Source organism: Colwellia sp. Arc7-D (genome assembly GCF_003061515.1).
GTDB lineage: Bacteria > Pseudomonadota > Gammaproteobacteria > Enterobacterales > Alteromonadaceae > Cognaticolwellia.
Genome location: NZ_CP028924.1, coordinates 1,645,926 through 1,659,445, shown reverse-complemented (window position 1 = coordinate 1,659,445; position 13,520 = coordinate 1,645,926). Strand labels below are relative to the sequence as shown.

The following is a 13,520-nucleotide window of genomic DNA, read 5'->3' as shown; positions in this document are numbered from 1 at the left end:
CTCCCTAGGGTTTGCTCTAGGGCTTTTTTTCTAGGTTAAATTTTATTTAACCTCTATTTTACAGAGATAATTATGTCTTTAAGTGATGCTGAAATTCTAAATGAATTTCTCAAAGACCACCCTGCTATTGAAATTTTTGAAGTTATTCTTCCTGATATAAACGGTAAACTAAGAGGTAAATGGATAGAAAGAAAAAACATCAAAAAAGTCATTAAAGGTGGTCTTAAATTACCATTAACTGCCATTGCTTTTGATATCTGGGGCCGTGACCCTAGTAGTTGGGTTTACCAAAGTGGCGATGAAGATGGTGTTTGTATTACAGACATACGTACACTTTCAACAGTGCCTTGGTTAAGTAGACCAACCGCGCAAATTTTGATGTCGTTGAATAACTTTGACAACACGCCTTGTGCTTACGATGTCCGTAATATTTTAAAAAACATTATGCAGCGCTTTGACAAACTCAGTTTATCGGCAATGCCCGCTTTTGAAATGGAATTTAGTCTATTTGAGAACGAGAATGATGAGCTAGGCCAACCCGTTCATAGCCAACTAAGTTCTTCTGGTGTTAATGCAGGTCAAACCTATGGTTTAGAATGCATGCAAGATATGAGTGATTTTATGCACGGCGTGCGTGACGCTGCTCAAGCGCAAAACTTGCCCATTGATACATTGATCACTGAAGCAGCGCCTTCACAATATGAAATTAACTTATATCATCAACCTGATGCGCTAGTAGCGGCTGATCAAGCCTTAATGCTTCAGCGTGCGATTAAAGGCGTAGCACAGCAATTAGATTTGCGAGCATCATTCATGGCTAAACCATTCGCCGACTTATCTGGCAACGGCATGCATATGCATTGTAGTTTACTCGATAAAGACGGTAACAATGCTTTTGACAACGATACAGATGAAGGTAATGAATTACTGCAACATGCTATTGCCGGTTGTTTAGCAACGTTAGAAGATTGTATGCTAATTTTTGCACCGCATTTAAATTCATACCGTCGTTTTAAAGAAGGCTCACATGTGCCTATGACCCCAACTTGGGGTTATGAAAACCGCACGGTAGCTCTAAGAGTACCGGCCGGAGACCATAAAGCCATGCGTATAGAGCATAGAGTTGCTGGCGCAGACGCAAATCCATATTTAGTCGCTACAGCGATTATTGCAGGTATGTTATATGGTATAGAAAATAAACTCGCGGCTCCTGAGCCAATTACAGGAAACGCCTATACTCAGATTAAACCAAGCTTACCTAGCACATGGTTAGAGTCAATTGAGCACTTTAAACATTCAAAGTTTATCGAAGAATACTTTGGAGCAGAATTTCAGCGGGTGTTCACCACGACTAAAGAGCAAGAATTGGAAGAGTTTACGACTAAAATAACAACACTTGAATACGAAACTTACTTATAACTTCTTATGAAAATAAGCCATATCCGCTCGCTAATTACATATAATTAGTTAGCGGATCACCTTTAGCATACTCTTCTTCACTCATTAATGAGTCAATAAATAAGTAAAACAATTCAGATTGAGAGTTAATATCAAGTTTGGCATAAGCATGCTTTCGATGTAACTTTACCGTTTCAACTACAATATTTAATTCTTCAGAAACAGTTTTAGTGGTGTGGCCATGTAAAATTAGGTGCACAACTTGTTTTTCTCTTTGCGTTAGAATCGAAGCCCCAAAGTGATCTAAAGCATGTTGCATTCTAACCCTGATATTTGAAGAATCATCACTAACCAATATTTGTTGCCAATGTTGCTGACAAACTTTTTCTATCAATGGGAAAATATCGGCTAATAATGTTAATTCTTTTTTTGAAAAGTTTTTCAGCCCGCCAGTGCGCCCCAAGGAAATATTGATAAAGTCATTATTAGGCAATGAAATAAGGTAGCCCACTTCATCATTAAGACCTGAATTACAGTACCAAGTACGATAAAACTCAGTTTGTTTAAAGCCTGAAGGCATTATGGTTTTAAAATGAAAAAAACCACGTTGCTTTTTCTGGGTTGCCATTAAGTAAAATGGGTCGATTAAAAAAGCACCTTTGACAAATAAATCGATATTATTACTACCGCCCTTTTTCGGGTCGTCAAAGTATTCAAGGGTAGGTAAACCTGAATGTCTAAATAATATAATGGTTACATCATTACTCTCTACAAGTTGCTTCAATCCTGCAGCGAGTTTTTTCGAAAAGTCAGGTTCTGTTAAACTATCGATCCAGCTCGAGGAAACTTCAGCAATCTTTGCAATGTAAGACATAATATTTTAATACTTTTAATTAGATACCTGCTTATGGATACCATTGTTATGAATATAATACTAAAGCGCAAGTCATAATATGTACGTTATAACAGTTATTAACAATAAACTTCACTTTGGTATTTTTCCTGTAATAAAACAAAAAAGTCAGACTAAAATAGTCTGACTTTTTCTTGTTGTTTTGTTTCTATTAATTAAGTTTTTATACCGTAATGTTTCGCTGTGTAATCTAGTGCTATAGTCAAACGAGCAATTAACAGGTCAATTTCTGCTCGAGTACATACCATTGGCGGTGCAGTTACAATGGCATCACCTACTGAACGCACCATTAAGCCATGGTTAATGGCATGTGTTTTCACCATAGCTCCGCCAGCACAATCGGGGGCTAATCGTTCTTTAGCTGAGTTGTTTTTAGCAATTTCTAAGGCTGCAACCATACCCATACCACGTACTTCACCAACAATGGGGTGATCCGCTAACGTGCGAAGTTGTGCTTGAAAATATGGCATGATATCAGCTGCTGCATTTTCAATTACTTTGTCATTTTTAAGAATGTCGATGGTGGCGATACCTGCAGCACAAGCGGCCGGATGACCTGAGTAAGTAAAACCATGCGTAAATTCTCCACCGTCAGCCGCTAATACATCGGCGACTTTATCACCTACCATCACGCCACCTAGAGGTTGATACCCATTAGTAACAGCTTTTGCAAACGTCATTAAATCAGGTTCGTAGCCAAAAGTTTGTGCACCAAACCAATCACCGGTGCGACCAAAACCACAAATAACTTCATCGCTGATTAATAAAATATCACGCTCTTTACAAATGCGTGATATTTCTGGCCAGTAGGTTTCTGGCGGTACAATAACACCGCCAGCCCCTTGAATAGGTTCAGCAATAAACGCTGCCACATTTTCTTCACCAAGCTCATCAATTTTAGCAGCTAGTTCTTGAGCAACTTTAATACCGAATTCAGCTTTATCCATATCGCCACCTTCAGTAAACCAGTTAGGTTGGCCAATATGCTCAACATAACTCAGGCCGGTGTATTGTTTATGCATGCCACTAAAGCCACCTAGCGAACCGGCAGCAATAGTCGAACCGTGATAAGCACCATGACGACTAATGAATATTTTCTTGGTTGGCTTGCCGAGTAAGTCGTAGTAACGGTGTACTAAACGTATGTTGGTATCGTTTGCTTCAGAACCTGAGTTAGTAAAAAACACATGATTAAACTGTGCTGGAGAAATATCAACCAACGCTTTAGCCATTTGTACTGTTACATCAGTTGTACACTGAAAGAAACTATTATAAAAAGGTAAGCTATTTAATTGATTACTAATAGCTTCGTTAATTTTCGGTTGGCTATAACCTAAATTACAACACCACAGCCCAGACATACCATCAATTAACTGATCACCTTGCTCATTATAAATATAGATATGCTCAGCTTTAGTGTAAATTGCAGTAGTTGTTGCTTTATATTCTTTAAAGTCAGTAAAAGGATGTAAAAAATGTGTTTTATCTAACGTATTTAGTGTTGTATTGTTACTGCTCATAACTATTCTCTTTATATAATAAAATGCTCGAATTTGTTGGCTACACTATTGGGTTATAGCCGCATTTGCTCTCTTCATGTTTAATAGTTTCACATAAAATCCACACGATTGGATTACCCCAAAAGAGTTGTATGAGGAGAAAAAAGAAGGTGAATTTTAAAAAACCGGTAATTGGAATTGTTTGTGACGTGATAAAAAATGGTCTTAATGGCTTTCACGGCGTAGGAGAAAAATATATTAATGCCATTGCCCACGGGGCGAATGCAATTCCTATTTTAATTCCGGCGCAACCTGCAGCCCAAGATCTTGAATCTTTAACTGAGTTTTTTGATGCTGACTTTTTCGAACAACTTGACGGTGTATTCTTTCCTGGTAGTCCTTCAAACGTTGAACCTCATCATTACGGCACAGAAGCATCAGCAACCCCTGAAAGCCATGATAAACAAAGAGATGGTTCCAGCTTACCTTTAATCAAACTTGCGATTGCCAAAGGTATTCCTTTACTTGCGGTATGTCGTGGTATGCAAGAACTCAATGTGGCAATGGGAGGAGAACTTCATCAGTGCTTGTTCCATCATGAACAATTTATTGAGCATCGAGAAAACAAAAAAGGCACACGTGATGAACAATACGCTCCTGCACATCAAGTAACCTTAACCACAGATGGCTTTTTGGCAAACATATTAGGTGCCACCACCCATACGGTGAACTCATTACATGGACAAGGCATTAAAACCTTGGGCAAAGGTTTAAAAGTTGAAGCTTTAGCACCCGATGGCTTAGTTGAAGCGATTAGTTGTAATGAAAATGGAAATTTTGTTGTTGGTGTACAATGGCACCCCGAGTGGCAGTATCAGCAAGACAAGTTATCAAGCAGTTTATTCTCCGCTTTTGGCGCAGCGATAAACCAAAGATTCAAAGAAAAAAATAATAAATCAATGTGATGCTTAGAGATAATCATTCATATACATATAATTAAATTTTGGAGATTTACATGAAAGACCTTCGTCAATTTTATATTAATGGTCAATGGGTTAACCCATTAACTGCAAAAGACTTTGCTGTAATTAACCCTGCAACTGAACAAGAGATTGCCATTATTTCGCTTGGTTCAAGTCAAGATGTAGATTTAGCCGTTGCCGCTGCTAAAAATGCCTTTGCAACTTTTGGCTTCAGTAGCGTAGAAGAGCGAATTTCATTACTAGAATCGCTGTTAAAACAATACATGGATAACTATGACGCAATGGCACATGCTATTTCATTAGAAATGGGCGCTCCTATCGATTTCTCTACAAACGCACAAGCCGACTGTGGTAAAGGTCACATTGAGTCAACTTTAGCTGCGTTAAAAGAATTTGAGTTTTCACGTACTTTGGGCAATGCACAAATTGTTAAAGAACCTGTAGGCGTGTGTGGATTTATTACTCCGTGGAATTGGCCTATTAACCAAATCGCTTGTAAAGTTGCGCCGGCACTTGCAACAGGTTGTACCATGATCCTTAAACCCAGTGAAATTGCGCCATTATCGGCACAATTATTTACCCAAATGATACATGATGCTGGTTATCCTGCTGGCGTTTACAATATGGTAAATGGTGACGGCATGGGTGTTGGTTCAGCCATTTCTGCGCACAAAGACATCGATATGGTTTCATTTACCGGTTCTACTCGAGCCGGCATTGCTATTGCTAAGTCTGCTGCAGATACTGTTAAGCGTGTCGCACAAGAACTAGGCGGTAAATCACCTAATATCATTTTAGACGATGCAGATATCGATAAAGTGGTAAAAAAAGGTGTATTACATTGTATGAGTAACACGGGTCAATCATGTAATGCGCCTACGCGTATGTTAGTGCCAGCAAGTAAGTATCAACAAGCGCTCGAAGTAGCCAAAACAACCGTAGCTAAAGTCAAAGTGGGTAACCCTGCTGAGCATGGTAATCATATTGGTCCTTTAGTGAGCGAAGGTCATTTTGAAAAGGTTCAAGCTATGATCCAAGCAGGCATTGATGAAGGTGCAACATTACTTGCCGGAGGCGTTGGTAAACCTGAAGGTTTTGACACAGGATATTATACTAAACCGACTATTTTTAGCGATGTCACTAACGATATGACTATTGCTCAAGAAGAAATATTTGGTCCCGTGTTAGTGATGATCCCATATGCCGATGAAGCCGAAGCGATTAAAATTGCCAACGATACTCCATACGGTTTAGCGGCTTTTATTCAGTCAGGAAACCCTGAGCGAGCACAAAATGTAGCAAGAAAAATACGTGCAGGTATGATTTGTATTAATGGTGCTTCTCATATTTATACTTCACCTTTTGGCGGTTTCAAACAATCAGGCAATGGCCGTGAATGGGGCGAGTTTGGTTTTGAGGATTTCCTAGAAACTAAATCTATTAGTAGCTAGTTCATCGCAATTTTTGGAGCATATTATGACTAAAGTTGTCGTTATTACTGGCGCAAGTTCAGGTATTGGGGCCGCGGCTGCACTCAAATTTCACCAGCAAGGCTTTAACATTGTTCTTGCGGGTAGAAATGAGGCGCGCCTTAGCTCCTTAGCAAGTACTTTACCTAATTCGGTTATGTGGACTGGTGATATAGCACAAAGTGCAGCTTGTAACGCATTGATTAAATTTACCCTTGCCAGTTTTGGCCGCATAGATGTACTAATAAATTGTGCCGGTATTATTTATCGCTCAACGGCAACTGATACGTCTGATAGTCAATGGCTAGATACCATGTCAGTTAACTTGAATGCGCCATTTTATTTATCTCGAGCGGCAATTCCTCATATGACCGAAAATGGCGGTACCATTTTGAATATAGCGTCAGACTGGGGCTTAAAAGGTGGTGAATTGGCCGCTGCTTATTGTGCAAGTAAAGGGGCTTAGTATTACTAACTAAAGCGATGGCGATTGATCATGCAAAAGATAAAATTCGCATTAATGCTATTTGTCCTGGAGATGTTGATACCCCCATGCTAGAAATTGAATCAGCTCAACGAGGTATTGATTATAAAACAGCCATGGTTGATAACAATGCAGACAGTTTAACGGGTCGTATTACGCAACCTGACGAAGTTGCTGCTTTATGTCTCTACCTTGCTTCAGACTGTGCAGCACAAATTACCGGTACCGCTATTTCAATTGACGGTGGAAATACCGCGTAAGACATTAATCGACAATAATAAGTCTAAACACTAATAACACCATGGTGAGTTAAGTTTACTCCTTAACTTTAGCTTGGTGTTTTCTCTTTCAATTAACCCTAATAATGTAAACGATAAGGTAATTTTTCATCGCCAAATTATTGATTAATACTGTCTTCACAATACGATAAACGCAAAAATAAAAGTCAAAGAGTCCTCGCCAAAAATTACTCTGTGTTCAATTTCTAATAAGTTGCTATCACGAGCGCTTAATACGCGTTAATATACTGAATTAATTATTTAAAATATTATTCAAATTTCATGGCCTTAAAATCAACCATCAATAAAGCGACTATTCATTTATCGGATATGGATCGTAACTATTATGACACTATTCAATTAACCATTGCCCAGCACCCTTCTGAAAATGATCGTCGTATGATGATCCGCCTGATCGCTTATGTATTAAATGCCAGTGAAAACCTGCAATTTGGTAAAGGTGTTAGCGATGAAGATGAAGCTGCCATTTGGCGCATTAATTACAGCGAAGTAATTGAGCTATGGATTGAGCTAGGTCAACTTGATGAGAAACGCCTTAAAAAAGCCTGTAACCGTGCGCAAGAAGTTAAGTTATATTGCTTTGGCAGTAGTGTAGATACTTGGTGGCAACAATCTAAAAGCAAGTTAAATCAATTCGACAAACTTTCAATAGAAAGCTTTAGTGAGGAAACTACCCAAGCTTTAGCATTGCTCGCTGACCGTTCGATGGAATTACAAATCAGCATCCAAGATGGACAAGTTTGGCTAACCAGTGGTGAACAGTCGTTATTGATTGAGCTTCATAAACTTAAGTAAGCTTACTTAAGTTTATTTTCAATTTTATAAGCAATATCAGCTAACTGCTGACTATTGATTTATGTTTTTAGATGTTCAATAGTAAACATTAATATTTTCATGCTGCATAATACTGCATAACAATTCAAATAAAACTATGATGACTACATTAAATTCGTGCGCTAAAAAAAACCTCCATTTAACAAAAAAAGCGGTAATTGCAACGCTCCTCATGACTAGCTCATTTTATAGTGTTGGAGAAATAATACCGTCTGAACAAGTCATAAAAGACATTACCTATTTAGCGTCTGACGATTTAAAAGGTAGAGCAAGTTTTAGTCCAGAAATAGACAAAGCGGCAAACTATATTGCAGCAAGATTTACTGAAATTGGACTTAAGCCGCTAAATAACAAAAGTTTTTTTCAAACGTTTACCGTAAATAAAATCCAACCTCAACTACATACTATTACGCTTAATGGTCAAGAGGTTAGCCTTGAAAATACGGCCTTAGCCACCACGATTGAACAGCTTAATTGGCAGAGTAAAAGTGCTCAAGTACATCTTGTGGGTAAAGATGATGATATGCGAAAAACCTTAAGTGAGTTAAACCTACAAGGTGGGCAACATCTCGTTGTAATCGATAGTACACACGCTAAAACATTTAAAGCTTATCAAGGCTACTTTAACCGTGGCTTAACTAAACTCTCACTTGATCATCAAGGCGCACTTGTGTTGGTATTAAGTGACGAAAGCGAAATTAAAAATTATAGCGTAAATGCCAGTGCTAAAATTACCCAGCAAACATTAACAAATGTTGTTGGAGTGTTACCGGGTATACAAAACCAAGAAGAAATCGTTTTGTACTCAGCGCACTATGACCATTTGGGCGTAACAGAAGATGGCAAGCAAATTTATAATGGTGCTGATGATGACGCTTCAGGCACCACTGCGGTATTAAATTTAGCGCAATATTTCGCACAAAAAGGTGATAACAAGCGCACATTAATGTTTAGTGCATTTACAGCAGAAGAAATTGGAGGCTTTGGCTCAAAGTATTTTTCACAGCAACTTAACCCCGACAATGTCGTTGCTATGATTAATATTGAAATGATCGGTAAACCTTCAAAGTTTGGTGCTGGTACCCTTTGGATGACAGGAATGGATCGCTCAAATTTAGGTGCCCTACTCAATAAAAACCTCGTTGAGCTAAATACGAAAATCTATCAAGATCCATATCCTGAGCAAGGCTTATTTTATCGCTCAGATAACGCAACATTAGCCCGTTTAGGCGTAGCTGCACATAGTTTTAGTAGTACACAGCTTGATAAAGATCAACATTATCACAAAGTAACAGACGATATTAACAGCTTAGATTTATCGTCGATGCATAAGGTAATTGAGACATTAGCGACAGCAACTCAGCCTTTAGTTGATGGTACGGCAACACCAACACGTATTGATAAAGCAGAGGTGCGGGCTAAAGGTAAAATTTACTAAAATCTTACCTTTAAAACGTAACAACTTATCTCATTTAGTTTGATACAAACATAAAAATTCAGCGTTTAGCCAATAATAACGCTGAATTTTTATGTTATTTATCAATCAACAATTAACGTTTTAATTACTGGCATTGCCAATGCATTTGAAATTCGAGTTCATTGCTGGAAATCACGACGAAGTCGTGTCGAAGATATAACTGTTTCGCGGGATTATTAATTAACACATTTAACGTTATGTTGAGCCTTTTTTCTTGCGCCTTACGCTTTATTACCTCTAATACTTTGCTGCCAATACCTCCCCTTGAAACGTAGGAAGTAATTGAAATTGGCGTACGTGGATTTTATTAGCAAACAGACCTAACTTTAATAAACCAACAGGACGCTTTTTATATAAGATAAGGTGAGAATCAGCAAAAAATTCATCAATACGTTGTAAATGCGCATTATCATCAAGATAAATGCCCGCATTATTTAAATGCTTTTCCATCGATGCTTTTCGCAGGTTTAAAAGAAAGTCTCTATCACTTGCTATTGCTCGGCGAAAACTAATAATCGCAGAATGCTTGATGTTGTCGTTACTTGCATTTACAGCATGGGTTACATTTGACATAACACTCGATTAATTGATTAATCAATGAACCTACTATAGCAAGTTAGGTATTGAGGTAATACCTTAAATAAAACACCTAAAATAAATAAGACATACTGGAAGTTACCGCAAAAAATCAGCCACTGAGCGCGGTTAGCTTGATCGCCTAGTAAAAATAGCGGCAATATAGCACATAAATTAAAATAGGAAATTAACATGACCTTCAATAAATCACTTATTGTTATCTCTATCACAGCGTTATTAGCTGCTGCTTGTAGTAATGAAACTACAACACAAGCTAAAGGTAATAATGCTCTTGCAATGTCGCCTACAGAAAAGCTAAATAGTACAGTTAACGCCTCTAAAGCAGCAAATGAGCTATTTGACACTATTTTTATGGAGGGTGTTAACCGTAACCCTGTTAGACAAACTTACCTTGGTATTAAAATTGATTACGATAAGTGGCAAGATCTTTCAGAGGAAAATAGTGCCAAAGAGCTAGCTTTCGCAAAAGAAGCATTGCAGCGCATACAAGTCATCAATGTAAACAACCTTGATAAGCAAACAAAATTAAGTTTTCAACTCCTAACACAAAAGCTAGAACAACAAATCGCTGATTACCCATGGCGTCATCATAACTATCCTGTTAATCAAATGTTTGGCGTTCATTCACAAATACCTGCATTGTTAATCAACCAACATAGCATTAAAGACACTAAGCAAGCTTATGACTATATTGCTCGTGTAAAAAACTCAAAAGTGTTACTTGAACAGTTAATAGATCAACTTGAAATCAGAGCCAATAAAGGCATAATTGCACCAAAATTTGTTTTTGGTCATGTTATTCGAGATTCTAAAAACTTAACAGTTGGCGCACCTTTTGATAATGGCGCTGATAGCACGCTATATGCAGATTTCACTTCAAAAATAGACAAATTAGATATTACCGATACAGAAAAACAAGCACTAACAGCTAAGTTATCTTCGGCATTAACCACTGAATTTAAAGCGGGATATCAAGCATTAGTCAGCTACTTAGTTGAACTAGAGAAAAAAGCCGACACTACTGATGGCGCATGGAAATTTCCAAACGGTGATAAGTTTTATAACAACGCTTTAAAACGTACAACGACTACCAACTTAACCGCCGATGAAATTCATAAAATAGGCTTAGATGAAGTTGCTCGTATACATGATGAAATGCGCGTAATCATGAAAAAAGTGAATTATAAAGGCACTTTAAGTGAATTTTTTCAATTTATGCGCCACGATCCACAATTTTATTATGCCGGTGATGATGCTGGACGTGAACGTTACTTAACTGAAGCTACTGCATTAATTAACACCATGAAAGGTGAGTTGGATCAATTATTTATCACTAAGCCAAAAGCTGATTTAAAAGTTAAAAAAGTGGAAGCGTTTAGAGAGAAATCTGCGGGTAAAGCATTCTACCAACAACCTGCACCTGATGGCTCACGCCCAGGTATTTACTACGCAAACCTTTACGATATGGAAGCTATGCCAACATACCAAATGGAAGCTTTGGCTTATCATGAAGGTATTCCTGGTCATCATATGCAAATAGCTTTAAAACAAGAGCTTGAAGGTATTCCAAAATTCAGAAAGTTTGGCGGTTACACTGCATACAGCGAAGGTTGGGGTTTATATTCAGAAATGATCCCTAAAGAAATTGGCTTCTATCAAGACCCTTACTCTGACTTTGGTCGCTTGGCTATGGAATTATGGCGTGCTTGTCGATTAGTGGTTGATACCGGTATTCACAATAAAAAATGGAATTTAGCTCAAGGTATTGAATATTATGTCAGTAATACACCTAATGCTAAGTCAGATGCGATAAAAATGGTTGAACGTCATGTTGTTATGCCGTCACAAGCAACTGCTTATAAAATTGGTATGTTAAAAATTGTTGAGCTACGCACAAAAGCAAAACAACAGCTAGGCGATAAGTTCGATATTCGTGAATTCCATGATGTTGTGTTAACCAATGGTGCTGTACCACTTAACGTACTTGAAGATATGGTTAATGACTATATTGTAGATAAAAGCTAACACTACATGAACGTAAGCTTTAAACGCTTTGATTAACAAACGCCAAATACCTGTGTATTTGGCGTTTTTACTTTGATGAGCCTTTACTTTTAATAACATTTTATTAGAGTATAAGCGGAGGATCATAAAAGTTACTTAACAATAAGTAAGCAAAGTCTTCTAAAAGGAATGAAGATGGAGTTAAAAATTATCCCGGTATTGCAAGTGGCTATTGCGGTTATCTTAATGACCATAATTCAGTACTACTTACCCACAGTAAATGTCGCCACAGTAATAAGTCCTTTAGTCAGAGTTTCTTTGGTGACGTTATTAGTGACGATAGCAGTGATTATTGCTTTTATTGCCATTTATAGTTTTCGACAGCACCAAACAACGGTTAACCCCAGTAAACCAGAAACATCATCGCAAATTGTTGATAGTGGTATTTACCAATATTCTAGAAACCCGATGTATTTGGCGATGCTTTTAACTTTAATTGCATATGCTTGTTATCTTGAAAATGCATTGAATTTATTTATTTGCGGACTATTTTTTTGGTATATAACTAAGTATCAAATTGTGCCTGAAGAACGTATGTTGATAAAACTGTTTGGACAAGATTACGTAGATTATAAAAACAAAGTTCGTCGTTGGTTATAGCTTTATCATGAGGATAATACCCATTTGATTAATTGCCTTGATGAAATGAGTCTTAAGAAACTTAACTTTTAACTTTTAAACTTAGAATTTATAAACACCATTAACCAAAAAGCACTCACAGCGTTATAACTGAGAGTGCTTTATATTTAGCAATTATTTTCTAGCTTCGAACTTAATCGAAAGTACTTATATAACTTATCATATTACCGATAAAGTTAAGCTTTCTTTAAATAGCTAGCAACTAAGACAATACGCGTACCATTAACTTTACCTTCAATATGCTCAGGATTGTCAGTTAAACTGATACCTCGCACCATAGTGCCTTGCTTAGCGGTAAAATTTGCCCCTTTAACCTTTAGATCTTTGATCAAAGTAACATTATCGCCATCTTGTAATTCAGCGCCATTACTATCGCGTGTAGGGCCTTCTCGTTCAGCCGCTGCAATCCCCTGCTCAGCCCAGGTTTTAACCGCATCTTCGAGGTATATCATATCTAACGCATCTTGCGCCCAGCTTTCAGCTGATAACTTATGCAACAAACGGTAAGCCATAACTTGTACGGCAGGCTCTTGATTCCACATAGCATCGGTTAAACAGCGCATATGGTTTATATCGAGTTCAGCATTGCCTTCAACTTGCCCTAAGCATTTATCACATAAATAAATACTTTGTTGAGCACTTAAGTCGCTTGTTGGGGGTACAGGAAACACCGATAAGTTGTTTGGTGATGTACATAGTTCACAACAATTGTTGCTGCGTGCTTTCAAAGCATTTTCTGTTGGCATAAAAGGTTCTCCCTAAATTTTTGCGCTATTATGCTCCTAATTTACCGATTTAAAAAGTGCAGATGATTAACCCGGTAAAATTAATACTTATAAATATTTAACTCATAAGTGAGTTTTG

13 protein-coding genes are annotated in these 13,520 nt (G+C 37.6%); 9 read left to right on the top strand and 4 right to left on the bottom strand.

The annotated features are described in order from the left end of the window. Nucleotides 1-72: 72 nt before the first annotated feature. Nucleotides 73-1,419, top strand: a complete 1,347-nt coding sequence (locus DBO93_RS07170; RefSeq protein ID WP_108455710.1) for a glutamine synthetase family protein — start codon at nt 73-75, stop codon at nt 1,417-1,419. A 34-nt stretch (nt 1,420-1,453) separates the two neighbouring features. Here DBO93_RS07170 and DBO93_RS07165 read toward each other — a convergent pair whose 3' ends face one another. Then, on the bottom strand, nt 1,454-2,272 hold the full coding sequence (locus DBO93_RS07165; RefSeq protein WP_108455709.1) for a helix-turn-helix transcriptional regulator: 819 nt from the start codon (nt 2,270-2,272) through the stop codon (nt 1,454-1,456). A 194-nt stretch (nt 2,273-2,466) separates the two neighbouring features. Next, on the bottom strand, nt 2,467-3,831 hold the full coding sequence (locus tag DBO93_RS07160; protein ID WP_108455708.1) for an aminotransferase: 1,365 nt from the start codon (nt 3,829-3,831) through the stop codon (nt 2,467-2,469). Nucleotides 3,832-3,980: 149 nt separating this feature from the next. Here DBO93_RS07160 and DBO93_RS07155 point away from each other — a divergent pair, with 149 nt between their 5' ends. From DBO93_RS07155 to DBO93_RS07130, 6 genes are all read left to right on the top strand, one after another. Further along, a complete protein-coding gene (locus tag DBO93_RS07155) occupies nt 3,981-4,775 on the top strand; it encodes a gamma-glutamyl-gamma-aminobutyrate hydrolase family protein (RefSeq protein WP_204100660.1) in 795 nt (264 codons plus the stop codon). A 50-nt stretch (nt 4,776-4,825) separates the two neighbouring features. Then, entirely contained in the window at nt 4,826-6,244 is a 1,419-nt protein-coding gene (locus DBO93_RS07150) for an aldehyde dehydrogenase family protein (RefSeq protein ID WP_108455706.1), read from the top strand. Nucleotides 6,245-6,269: 25 nt separating this feature from the next. Next, the gene (locus DBO93_RS07145) at nt 6,270-6,728 is read left to right on the top strand and encodes an SDR family oxidoreductase (RefSeq protein ID WP_108455705.1); all 459 of its coding nucleotides are present in this window, start codon (nt 6,270-6,272) and stop codon (nt 6,726-6,728) included. A 17-nt stretch (nt 6,729-6,745) separates the two neighbouring features. Further along, entirely contained in the window at nt 6,746-7,006 is a 261-nt protein-coding gene (locus DBO93_RS07140) for an SDR family oxidoreductase (RefSeq protein WP_108455704.1), read from the top strand. A gap of 300 nt (nt 7,007-7,306) precedes the next feature. Beyond that, nucleotides 7,307-7,840 carry a YaeQ family protein gene (locus DBO93_RS07135; RefSeq protein WP_108455703.1) on the top strand — a complete coding sequence of 178 codons (534 nt, stop codon included), beginning with the start codon at nt 7,307-7,309 and terminating at the stop codon, nt 7,838-7,840. Nucleotides 7,841-8,051: 211 nt separating this feature from the next. Further along, nucleotides 8,052-9,317: a M20/M25/M40 family metallo-hydrolase gene (locus DBO93_RS07130; protein ID WP_162533741.1), complete on the top strand. Its 1,266-nt coding sequence runs from the start codon at nt 8,052-8,054 to the stop codon at nt 9,315-9,317. Nucleotides 9,318-9,593: 276 nt separating this feature from the next. Here DBO93_RS07130 and DBO93_RS18925 read toward each other — a convergent pair whose 3' ends face one another. Next, nucleotides 9,594-9,929, bottom strand: coding sequence for a hypothetical protein (locus DBO93_RS18925; protein ID WP_239059138.1), 336 nt, complete (start codon nt 9,927-9,929; stop codon nt 9,594-9,596). A 195-nt stretch (nt 9,930-10,124) separates the two neighbouring features. On the opposite strand from DBO93_RS18925, the gene DBO93_RS07120 reads away from it, so the two are divergent. Together DBO93_RS07120 and DBO93_RS07115 are read left to right on the top strand one after the other, a co-directional pair. Beyond that, nucleotides 10,125-11,978, top strand: coding sequence for a DUF885 domain-containing protein (locus DBO93_RS07120; RefSeq protein WP_108455701.1), 1,854 nt, complete (start codon nt 10,125-10,127; stop codon nt 11,976-11,978). 174 nt (nt 11,979-12,152) lie between these two features. Then, nucleotides 12,153-12,617, top strand: a complete 465-nt coding sequence (locus tag DBO93_RS07115; protein WP_162533740.1) for an isoprenylcysteine carboxylmethyltransferase family protein — start codon at nt 12,153-12,155, stop codon at nt 12,615-12,617. Nucleotides 12,618-12,832: 215 nt separating this feature from the next. Here DBO93_RS07115 and DBO93_RS07110 read toward each other — a convergent pair whose 3' ends face one another. Continuing rightward, nucleotides 12,833-13,402, bottom strand: coding sequence for an alkylphosphonate utilization protein (locus DBO93_RS07110; protein WP_108455699.1), 570 nt, complete (start codon nt 13,400-13,402; stop codon nt 12,833-12,835). Nucleotides 13,403-13,520 lie beyond the last annotated feature (118 nt).

What these genes read in the sequence shown, in the direction of transcription:
- DBO93_RS07115 (WP_162533740.1), top strand. Translation starts at nt 12,153, where the DNA reads ATGGAGTTAAAAATTATCCCGGTATTGCAAGTGGCTATTGCGGTTATC.
- DBO93_RS07130 (WP_162533741.1), top strand. Translation starts at nt 8,052, where the DNA reads ATGACTAGCTCATTTTATAGTGTTGGAGAAATAATACCGTCTGAACAA.
- DBO93_RS07120 (WP_108455701.1), top strand. Translation starts at nt 10,125, where the DNA reads ATGACCTTCAATAAATCACTTATTGTTATCTCTATCACAGCGTTATTA.
- DBO93_RS18925 (WP_239059138.1), bottom strand. Translation starts at nt 9,929, where the DNA reads ATGTCAAATGTAACCCATGCTGTAAATGCAAGTAACGACAACATCAAG.
- DBO93_RS07140 (WP_108455704.1), top strand. Translation starts at nt 6,746, where the DNA reads ATGGCGATTGATCATGCAAAAGATAAAATTCGCATTAATGCTATTTGT.
- DBO93_RS07145 (WP_108455705.1), top strand. Translation starts at nt 6,270, where the DNA reads ATGACTAAAGTTGTCGTTATTACTGGCGCAAGTTCAGGTATTGGGGCC.
- DBO93_RS07110 (WP_108455699.1), bottom strand. Translation starts at nt 13,402, where the DNA reads ATGCCAACAGAAAATGCTTTGAAAGCACGCAGCAACAATTGTTGTGAA.
- DBO93_RS07165 (WP_108455709.1), bottom strand. Translation starts at nt 2,272, where the DNA reads ATGTCTTACATTGCAAAGATTGCTGAAGTTTCCTCGAGCTGGATCGAT.
- DBO93_RS07160 (WP_108455708.1), bottom strand. Translation starts at nt 3,831, where the DNA reads ATGAGCAGTAACAATACAACACTAAATACGTTAGATAAAACACATTTT.
- DBO93_RS07135 (WP_108455703.1), top strand. Translation starts at nt 7,307, where the DNA reads ATGGCCTTAAAATCAACCATCAATAAAGCGACTATTCATTTATCGGAT.
- DBO93_RS07150 (WP_108455706.1), top strand. Translation starts at nt 4,826, where the DNA reads ATGAAAGACCTTCGTCAATTTTATATTAATGGTCAATGGGTTAACCCA.
- DBO93_RS07170 (WP_108455710.1), top strand. Translation starts at nt 73, where the DNA reads ATGTCTTTAAGTGATGCTGAAATTCTAAATGAATTTCTCAAAGACCAC.